The organism is Mycobacterium sp. IS-836, assembly GCF_001954275.1.
Lineage (GTDB): Bacteria > Actinomycetota > Actinomycetes > Mycobacteriales > Mycobacteriaceae > Mycobacterium.
In genome coordinates this window covers 24,299-33,798 of sequence record NZ_MBEU01000090.1, presented here as the reverse complement: position 1 = coordinate 33,798, position 9,500 = coordinate 24,299, and the positions used below count along the sequence as shown (strand labels likewise).

Here is a 9,500-nt window from a genome sequence, read left to right as displayed (position 1 = left end):
CAAAACCGACGCTGAACCGACGTCAACGACCAATGAGCCGCCATCAACACTTCCTAACTACGAAGTGTTGCAATCACCCCTTGAGCCCAACCGGCGTGTCGTGTGCGTGGTTATGTGTCGCGCTGCGCGGAAGCGCTCAGCGAACGAAGCAGCGGTTGCCGTAGTCGAAGGAGCGCACCCGAACCGGACTCCCCAACGGGTCGCCGTCGGTCAGCAGCGCGATCAACTCGGCGTCCTCGGTGGTCGACAGGAATCGGGTGCCGTCGGCGTCCAGCCGGCCCACGATGATTCCGGTCAGCCGACCGGAATCGCGCCGGACGGTGTAGGTCTCGACGGTGGCGGCGCCGTCGGCCGCCTCGGTCACCGCCTGCGTCGGCGAGCTGCCGATCTGCGCCTGCAGCGCGGCGCTGCGATCCGGCTTCCATTCCGTCGGGGTGGTCGAGTAAACGCCGACCGAATACTTGCTCAAGATGCCGCCGTTGGCGCCGACGAGGCCGAATTGCCCTGGCGTGCTTCGCATTCGGGCGACCGTCTCGGCGACACCGTGCATCGAATAATTGTTGCCGGCGCCGCCGAAGAAGGGGAGCCCACCGGTCAGGGTCAGTCCGCGTGGATCGTCGGGCGCGAGGCCCATGCCGTCGCAGATGTTGAACACCGGCACCGGAAAGCAGCTGTATAGGTCGAAGGTGGCGACGTCGTCGATACCGATGCCGGCCACGTCTAGCGCTTCGCGCACCGCCATGACGGCCGAGGGTGCATGCCCGAGGTCCGGGCGTTCCAGCAGCGGCTGTTCCTCCAGATCGGCGTGGCCGTGGAGGTACACCCAGTTCTCCTCCGGCACTCCGAGCCGCCGCGCGGACTCGACCGACATCATCAGTGCGGCCGCGCCCTGGTTGACCTGATCGCGAGCGACCAGCAACCGCGGGTACGGGTCGGAGATCATCCGGTTGCTCTCGGTCACGGTGATCAGCTCGTCGACGCTGCGTTCCACCGGCGCGGCGGCAAACGGATTGCCCGCGGCGACCTTGGTGAACGGCGCGAACAGCTCGCCCATCCGACGCAGGTATTCCGTTGGGCCCAGCCCGGTTTCGGCGCGACGGGCATTCTCCAGCAGCGCATACTGCGTCGGCGCGTCGACCAGGCCGTGGATCACCGTGTAGCGCGTGACGAGTCGCTCCAGGCCGTAGCCCCGGTCTTCCAGCGAACCGTCGACGGTCTCGGAGAAATCCGGGCGGTTGTCGGCCCCGGCGAAATAGCGCGTGGTCGACGTGGCATCGGAGCCGAAAATCAGCGCGACGTCGACGCGACCGGCGGCGATCTCGCCGGCCAGCTCGGTGATCAGGTGCTGTGGGCCCTGACCCCCGACGACTTCGAGGATGGCGCGGGCGGGGTCCGCGCCGATCCGGTTGGCCACCGACCGCGGATAGTTGTTCGACTTGCCCAGCACCGGTTGGGCCGGTCCGGAAATCTCGAATTGCCTTACGCCGGCGACGGTGTCGATCGTCGACGCGACCTTGGCGACGTCGGCGCCGCAGTCGTCGAGTGCGGCGCGCGCCGCCGCGGCGGCTAGTTCCACGCCCGACATCGCGCGGTAGTAGGCGTCGTCGATGCGTTCCGCCGACTGCCCGACCCCGACGACGACGGGCGTGCGCGGATCCAGTGTCACGTTGCGAAACCTGTCGCTACAGGCTCTGCAGAATCTCCCGGGCCAGCGCCGCCGTCTCCGAGGGGGTCTTGCCGACCTTGACCCCGGCCGCCTCCAGGGCTTCCTTCTTGGCGGCCGCGGTGCCCGACGAGCCGGACACGATCGCGCCAGCGTGGCCCATCGTCTTTCCTTCTGGCGCAGTGAATCCTGCGACGTAGCCGACGACCGGCTTGGATACGTGCGCCTTGATGTAGTCGGCCGCGCGCTCCTCGGCGTCACCGCCGATCTCGCCGATCATCACGATGACCTTGGTGTCGGGATCCTTCTCGAACGCCTCGATAGCGTCGATGTGGGTGGTGCCGATGACCGGGTCACCGCCGATCCCGATGGACGTGGAGAAGCCGAAATCGCGTAGCTCGTACATCATTTGGTAGGTCAGCGTGCCGGACTTGGATACCAGCCCGACGGGACCCGGCCCGGTGATGTTGGCCGGGGTGATGCCCACCAGCGCCTGGCCCGGGGTGATGATGCCGGGACAGTTCGGACCGATGATGCGGGTCTTTCCGCCCTTGTGCAGGTTGTAAGCCCACGCATATGCGCTGTCCTGCACCGGGATTCCCTCGGTGATGACCACCAGCAGCGGGATCTCGGCGTCGATGGCCTCGATGATGGCGTCCTTGGCGTACACCGGTGGGACGAACACGATCGAGACGTCGGCGCCGGTCTTCTCGATGGCCTCGACGACGCTGCCGAACACCGGCAGTTCGACGGGCTTGTCGTTGACGTCCTTGTGCGCGACCGTGGTGCCGGCCTTGCGGGCGTTGACTCCGCCGACGATGTGCGTGCCGGCCTTGAGCATGCGTGCGGTGTGCTTGGTCGCCTCGGCGCCGGTGATGCCCTGGACGACGACCTTGTTTTCGGCGGTCAGAAATATAGCCATTGGGTCATGCTTCCTTTCAGGCGCTCGCCAGCTCGGCGGCCTTGTCGGCGGCCTCGTCCATCGTCGGCACCAGCGTCACGAGCGGGTGGTTGGCCTCGGCAAGGATGCGCCGGCCTTCGTCGACGTTGTTGCCGTCCAACCGCACCACCAGGGGCTTGTTGGCCTCGTCGCCCAGGATTTCCAGGGCCTTGACGATCCCGGTCGCCACGGCGTCGCAGGCCGTGATGCCGCCGAACACGTTGACGAACACGCTCTTAACCTGCTTGTCGCCCAGCACCACGTCCAGGCCCGCGGCCATCACCTCGGCCGACGCGCCACCGCCGATGTCCAGAAAGTTGGCCGGCTTGACGCCGCCATGCTTTTCCCCTGCGTAGGCCACCACGTCGAGGGTCGACATGACCAAGCCCGCGCCGTTGCCGATGATGCCGACTTCGCCGTCGAGCTTGACGTAGTTGAGGTCGTGCTCCTTGGCCTTGAGCTCCAGCGGGTCGGTCGCGTCGCGGTCCTCGAACTCGACGTGGCCGGGCTGCCGGAAGTCGGCGTTGGCGTCCAGGGTGACCTTGCCGTCCAGCGCCAGAATCCGGTCGTCGGGGGTGCGCACCAACGGGTTCACCTCGACCAGCGTGGCGTCCTCACCGACGAAGAGGTCCCACAGCTTGGAGATGGTGACCGCGGCGGCGTCGAGCACCTCGGCCGGCAGGTGACCCTGCTCGGCGATGGAACGCGCGGTGGCCAGGTCCACGCCCTTGACGGCGTCGACCGGGACCTTGGCCAGCCGGTCGGGCTTGGTGGCCGCGACTTCTTCGATCTCCATGCCACCCTCGACCGAGCACATCGCCAGGTAGGTGCGGTTGGCGCGGTCGAGCAAGAAGGAGATGTAGTACTCCTCGGCGATGTCGCTGGCCTCGGCGACCAACAGCTTCTTGACGACGTGCCCCTTGATGTCCAGGCCGAGGATGTTCTTGGCGTGTTCGTAGGCGTCTTGGGGTGTCGCGGCATACTTGACGCCACCGGCCTTGCCCCGGCCGCCGATCTTGACCTGCGCTTTGACCATCACCGGCGCGCCGATCTCCTCGGCGATGGCCTGAGCGCCCTCGGCGGTGTCCGTCACCCGGCCGGGCGTACTCGGTACGTTGTGCTTGGCGAATAATTCTTTGGCTTGATACTCGAAAAGGTCCATGGGCTCACTGTCTTCGCTCGGCTTACTGCAAGTCCTGTACGTAGGCGGCGCCGCATCCGGCAACACGCACGGACGAACTGTATCCACCCGTCGAACGGTTGCCATCGCCGCATCCCACCGATGTGGCACAGCTCACGAGACAGCGCAAAGCCCGAAACGTGATGCGGATCACAATATCCGTCCGGAATTTAGCCCGAGGTTGCCAGCCCCGTCCGTAAACCGATACCTTCCTTAGGTCCAGATAACGTTATGGTCACGATACGAGGACATTCCAGCTTGTCCCAGCACCGTTTGACTCGTTCTGCTGCCGAAACTTCCGGCGTGGTGAGAGTGAGTCGTGCAGCGGGAGCCCATTGGACAGAGCCGCACGGCAACGAAGTCACCGAGATCCTTCCGCTCGACGGGTTCGACTTCGACAGCCTCGAATTCGCCGATGATTGCGGCGAACTGCACGACCTCGACTTCAGCAACGACTCGACGTTCGACAACGAGGCCCAGGTTCTGCTGGCCCCCGAGCTGGACGACCTGCACGACGTGGACGACCTGGCACCGCTCCTGCTTGCCGCTCCCGCGACGGTGCCGGTTCCGGTGCGATTCCAGGCCGACGCAGACGTGCATCGCCCCTATCAGTCGGACATCACCGACGTCATCTCCGTGGTGCGCCGGGGTGGCCAGCACCGCAAAGAGCCGACGAGCGCGGCGAAGGGTCGACTGCTGATCTCGGCGATGGCCGCCGGCGCGGCGGCCGCGGCGGCCCATACCGCGACCAGCCATGCCGAAGTCCCCAAGACCGACGCCGTGCTGACCGCCAACGCGTCGGCCCTCACCGGCGGGTCGAGCAGCAACGCCACGCGCGGCGCCCAGGTGATCGCGGTCCAGCCGGCGGCGAACACCGTCGTGCACAACGCGGAACTTGCCCACGGTGTCGCGTACGCCAACGATCGCGCGCAGCGCGAGGCCCGACTGCAGCAGCCGCTCTACGTCATGCCCACGCACGGGATATTCACGTCGAACTTCGGCTACCGCTGGGGGGTCCTGCACGCCGGCATCGACCTCGCCAATTCGATTGGCACGCCGATCTATGCGGTGTCCGACGGCGTGGTGATCGAGGCCGGGCCGGCGGCCGGCTACGGGGCACTGGTCAAGGTGCGCCATGCCGACGGCACCGTCACGCTCTACGGCCACGTCAACACCACGACCGTGAGCGCCGGCGAGCGCGTGATGGCCGGTGACCAGATCGCCACCATGGGAAATCGCGGCAATTCCACCGGCCCGCATCTGCATTTCGAGGTGCTGCAGGGCGGTAGCGAAAGGATCGACCCGGTGCCGTGGCTGGCCAAGCGCGGCATCTTCGTCGGCAACTACGCTGGATGAGGTGACCGCGCCGAACGACCCACCTCCCGCCGCGCACCTGTCCGAACCACCGGAGCCACCCTCCGAATCCCGCACCCGGATCATCCGGCGTGCACCCACGGGACCGATGCCGACCGTCCCGGAGTCGCCGACCACCCAGATTCCGCCACAAGCGCCCTACCGGGGTACCGCCCCTGCCGGCCGGCGCGGAGGCCTCGGCCCACCGGCCGGCGAGCCCAGCGGCCGGACGGCGACCGCGGGCTGCGCCGTCGCCATCGTCAGCGGGTGGGCCACGTCGGTTGTGGCCACCGATTTGATCGCCGGCTGGTGGAAGACCGACCGGTTGTTCTGCATCGCGGTCGCGTTTCTCGCCCTGGTGTTCGCGTCGACGACCATCGCCGGCGTGATCGTGCTGCTGCAGGGCCGGTCCTTGGGGCGCTATCTCATCGTGGCCGGCGCGGTGGTGGCGGTGCTGACCTACGGCGGCGTGTTCATCGCGGGCGCGCGCGTCGCGTGGATCGTGCACGCTCTCCCGCTGCTGCCGATCGCGAGCGCGGTTTTGGTGATGCACCCGCGTACGAAGCGCTGGCTAGAGGAATAACCGGTGCCCCCTACGCGGTCAGAGTTTGCTGACCGGCGCGTGGTTGTGCATCAGCTTCACCCGGCCTGAGCTGCCGAAATCGATCAGCGACATGGCCGATTCGCCGACGCCGGAGACCTCCTCGACCCTGCCCAGCCCGTACTTGTCGTGGGTCACCCGGTCACCGGGCTGCAGCACCAGCAGCGGGCGTTTGCCCGCCCCCGACCGGGTCGGCGCCGCGCGCGGTGCACCGAACCGTCCGGCCCCGCTGACCGGAGCGCTGAACGACGGCGCGGGCGCGCTGCGCCGCCAGTCGATGAGCTCCTGCGGGATCTCGCGCAGGAACCGGGACTCCGGATTGAGCATGGGCTGTCCCCAGGAGGACCGGACGATGGCCCGGCTCAGGTACAGCCGCTGGCGGGCCCGGGTGATACCGACGTAGGCGAGCCTCCGCTCCTCCGAGAGTTCGGCGGGATCGTCAAGCGCCCGCATGTGTGGGAACATCCCGTCCTCCCAGCCGGTGACGAACACCACCGGGAACTCCAGACCCTTGGCGGTGTGCAGCGTCATCATCGTCACCATGCCGGCGCCCTCTTCGGGGATCTCGTCGCTGTCGGAGACCAGCGACACCCTCTCCAGGAACGCCGCCAGCACACCGGTGTCCGGCACATCTTCGTCCTCGGGGGTTTGCAGAGACTCGTCGAGCGCAGCGGCATTCGCCTGGTCGATGCTGAATTCGTGTGCGACGCTTACCAGTTCGTTCAGGTTGTCCAGTCGGGCCAGTTCCTGAGGGTCGCTCGAGGATTCCAGCTCCCTGCGGTATCCGGTGCGTTCCAGCACCGACTCGACAAGATCGCCGAGGTCGTCGTCGAGGCGGCCCCGCAAGTCGTCTAGCATCTCGACGAACCCCGAGATCGCCTTCTCGGCACGGGTATTGAGCATCGGCACCCTGCCCTCGGCCGCGGCGACGAGCGCATCGGCGAAGCTGGAGCCGGTGTTCTCGGCGTACACGGCGACGCACGCCTCTGCCCGATCACCGATGCCTCGGCGCGGGGTGTTGAGGATGCGCCGCATGCTGACCGCGTCACCGGGATTGTCCAGCACCCGCAGGTAGGCCACGATGTCGCGGATCTCCTTGCGCTCGTAAAAGCGCACTCCCCCAACGACTTTGTACGGAATCCCGGCGCGGATGAACACCTCTTCCAGCGACCGCGACGAGTTGTTCGTGCGGTAGAAGACGGCGACGTCGTTGTAGGTGATCTCGCCGCGCTCGGCGAGCGCGTCGATTTCTTCGGCGACGAACCTGGCCTCGTCGTGCTCGTTGTCGGCGACGTAGCCGACGATCAGCTCGCCTTCCCCGGCGTCGGTCCACAGCCGCTTCTCCCGGCGTCCGGAGTTGCGGGCGATCACCGAGTTGGCCGCCGACAGAATGTTCTGCGTCGAGCGGTAATTCTGTTCCAGCAGAATTGTTTTCGCATCCGGGTAGTCACGTTCGAAGTCCTCGATGTTGCGGATCGTGGCGCCGCGGAACGCGTAGATCGACTGATCGGCGTCGCCGACCACGCACAGTTCCGCCGGTGGCACGTCATCAGGCGAATCCTGCTGGCCGCCGCGACCGACCAGCTCCCGAACCAGCACGTACTGCGCGTGATTGGTGTCCTGGTATTCGTCGACCAACACATGGCGGAACCGCCGCCGGTAGTACTGGGCGATCTCCGGGAACGTTTGCAACACCGCCACCGTCTCGCCGATCAGGTCGTCGAAGTCCAGCGCGTTGGCCGTTCGCAGGCGGCGCTGATACTCGGCGAAGACGGATGCGACAGTGCGGGCCAGGTCATCGGATTCGTCCGACAGGTTGGCCAGCGCCTGATCCGGGTCGATCAATTCGTTCTTCAGGTTGGAGATCGCGTTGGCCAGCAGCCGCGGCGAGTACCGCTTGATGTCGAGCCCCATGTCGCGGCCGATCATCTGTAGCAGGCGCCGGGAATCGTCGGCGTCGTAGATCGAGAAGTTGGAGTTGAGGCCTTTGATCAGGGACGCCTGATTGCGCAGGATGCGCACGCAAGTCGAGTGAAACGTCGAGACCCACATCGCGCGCGCCCGGTTGCCGACCAACCGCACCACGCGCTCGCGCATCTCGGCCGCGGCCTTATTGGTGAACGTGATGGCCAGGACCTGACCCACCCCGACGCCGCGCGCCGCGATCAGGTACGCGATGCGCCGCGTCAATACCGCAGTCTTGCCCGAACCCGCACCGGCCACGATCAGCAGCGGCGCACCCTGGTGCACCACCGCTTGGCGCTGTTGTGGGTTGAGGTCGTCGAGCAGACGGTCCGCTTCGGGGGCGGGCTTGGTATCGGTCGCGTGCACACTCATGTCTGTCCAAACTTACCGCTGACCGCCGACGCGGACGGCCCGGTCCGGCCGGTGTGCGGCCGCCATTTTTCGCGCGGCCGCTGCCCATGTTTACACAGGATGTCTCGCGTTCTCAGGTGGCGGCTAAGAAAATAGTTCTGTCAACTCTCGAGACGCCCTGTGGGCTATGGCCCCAGGTTGCCAGACCACTGCGGCTGATGTGGACGCCACCCGCCGGGTCGCGCCCCACAGTGGTGTAATTCGGGCTTTCGGTTCGCTTGAGCCTCTGGGGATTTCACGATGCCTTGATGGGGTGTGGTAGCGACAGGTTGCTCTAACCCTGCACCGTGGGGCGGATGGTGATGTCGCCGATCTCGATGTCGTGTGGCTGTTCGATAGCAAAGGCGACGGCTCGCCCGATGGCCTCCGGCGGGATCCCGAAGTCGTTCATGTTGACTCGGATCTGTTCTCGGAGGGCTGGGTCGTCGATTGAACTGTCGAGCTCGGTTTGGACGAATCCCGGCGATATCGACGTGGTCCGCACTACACCGTCGGTCGACTCTTGTCGCAGCCCTTCCATCAGGGTACGCACGGCGTTCTTGGTGGCCGCGTAAACCGCCTGGTTAGGCACAATTTTTAGTCCCGCGGTCGACACCGTCGTTATGAAGTGCCCTTGGCCCTGTCGGTGAAACACCGGAAGCGCTGCAGCGATGCCAAAAAGCACCCCTCGGAGATTCACGTCGATCATCGCCGACCATCCATCGACGTCGACATCCGAGAGGGGCCCGATCTTGCTGACGCCAGCGTTGCTCACCAACACGTCGAGCCGGCCGAACTCTTCCACGGCACGCGCAACGAGCCGCTCGAGGTCGTCGCGGCGGGTAACGTCTGTCGCACACGTGACCGCGCGCCCACCGCGTTGACGGATCTTGCTAGCAAGGTCATCGAGCCTCTCGCTTCGCCGAGCACCAAGGGCCACCACCGCGCCGCGATCCGCGAGCAGACGTGCGGTCGCCTCGCCGATGCCGCTGCTCGCTCCGGTGATGGCGACGACTTTGCCGTCGATGCCAGACATCTCGACTCCAATCTCTCCCGCTGACGCCCCTCACATTCGCGGCAGTCCTCACTAAGCCGCACATCGCTGATAGAAGCAGGCCAAGTCAAGCAGGCGTTTCACCCGAAGCTCTACGGGGGTTTCGCCGCCCTACGGAGTGATCATGGCTAGCGTGCGCGGTTAACGTGCGGTCGCTGCTCTCTTTGAGGCGTGCCCGATAACTGGGTTTTTGCATGTGTACGCCTCTTGATAGCTACACTTGGTTTCGTGCTCAACGCGCGTCGTCGATTTTTCTATGGGTACCCGCTAGCGGTGCCCGTGGTTTAGCTGCCGTCGCAGAGCCCCGTGGTCCGCTTCCGGATTCGGGGCTCGTCTCTTGTGTGAGGCCTGATA

Annotated in this window: 7 protein-coding genes; 2 read left to right on the top strand and 5 right to left on the bottom strand. The window is 66.1% G+C overall.

Annotated elements, in window-relative coordinates:
• Positions 1-136: 136 nt before the first annotated feature.
• Genes A5747_RS23970 through sucC form a run of 3 tightly spaced genes read right to left on the bottom strand, consistent with a single transcriptional unit; the run spans position 137 to position 3,765 of the window.
• Positions 137-1,666 carry an acetyl-CoA acetyltransferase gene (locus A5747_RS23970; protein ID WP_076128938.1) on the bottom strand — a complete coding sequence of 510 codons (1,530 nt, stop codon included), beginning with the start codon at positions 1,664-1,666 and terminating at the stop codon, positions 137-139.
• Positions 1,667-1,682: 16 nt separating this feature from the next.
• Positions 1,683-2,585, bottom strand: a complete 903-nt coding sequence (gene sucD / locus A5747_RS23965; RefSeq protein ID WP_076128936.1) for a succinate--CoA ligase subunit alpha — start codon at positions 2,583-2,585, stop codon at positions 1,683-1,685.
• 16 nt (positions 2,586-2,601) lie between these two features.
• Positions 2,602-3,765: an ADP-forming succinate--CoA ligase subunit beta gene (sucC, locus tag A5747_RS23960; RefSeq protein ID WP_076128934.1), complete on the bottom strand. Its 1,164-nt coding sequence runs from the start codon at positions 3,763-3,765 to the stop codon at positions 2,602-2,604.
• A 324-nt stretch (positions 3,766-4,089) separates the two neighbouring features.
• Between sucC and A5747_RS23955 the strand changes: the two genes are divergently transcribed.
• Positions 4,090-5,139, top strand: a complete 1,050-nt coding sequence (locus A5747_RS23955) for a M23 family metallopeptidase (protein ID WP_369805189.1) — start codon at positions 4,090-4,092, stop codon at positions 5,137-5,139.
• 1 nt (position 5,140) lies between these two features.
• Entirely contained in the window at positions 5,141-5,719 is a 579-nt protein-coding gene (locus A5747_RS23950) for a hypothetical protein (protein ID WP_076128932.1), read from the top strand.
• 18 nt (positions 5,720-5,737) lie between these two features.
• On the opposite strand, the gene pcrA is transcribed toward A5747_RS23950, so the two are convergent.
• Entirely contained in the window at positions 5,738-8,074 is a 2,337-nt protein-coding gene (gene pcrA / locus A5747_RS23945) for a DNA helicase PcrA (RefSeq protein WP_076128930.1), read from the bottom strand.
• A gap of 313 nt (positions 8,075-8,387) precedes the next feature.
• Positions 8,388-9,128, bottom strand: a complete 741-nt coding sequence (locus A5747_RS23940; RefSeq protein WP_076128928.1) for an SDR family oxidoreductase — start codon at positions 9,126-9,128, stop codon at positions 8,388-8,390.
• Between the last annotated feature and the right edge of the window lie 372 nt (positions 9,129-9,500).

Coding starts and splice junctions, on each gene's coding strand:
- sucD (WP_076128936.1), bottom strand. CDS start 2,585: ATGGCTATATTTCTGACCGCCGAAAACAAGGTCGTCGTCCAGGGCATC.
- sucC (WP_076128934.1), bottom strand. CDS start 3,765: ATGGACCTTTTCGAGTATCAAGCCAAAGAATTATTCGCCAAGCACAAC.
- pcrA (WP_076128930.1), bottom strand. CDS start 8,074: ATGAGTGTGCACGCGACCGATACCAAGCCCGCCCCCGAAGCGGACCGT.
- A5747_RS23940 (WP_076128928.1), bottom strand. CDS start 9,128: ATGTCTGGCATCGACGGCAAAGTCGTCGCCATCACCGGAGCGAGCAGC.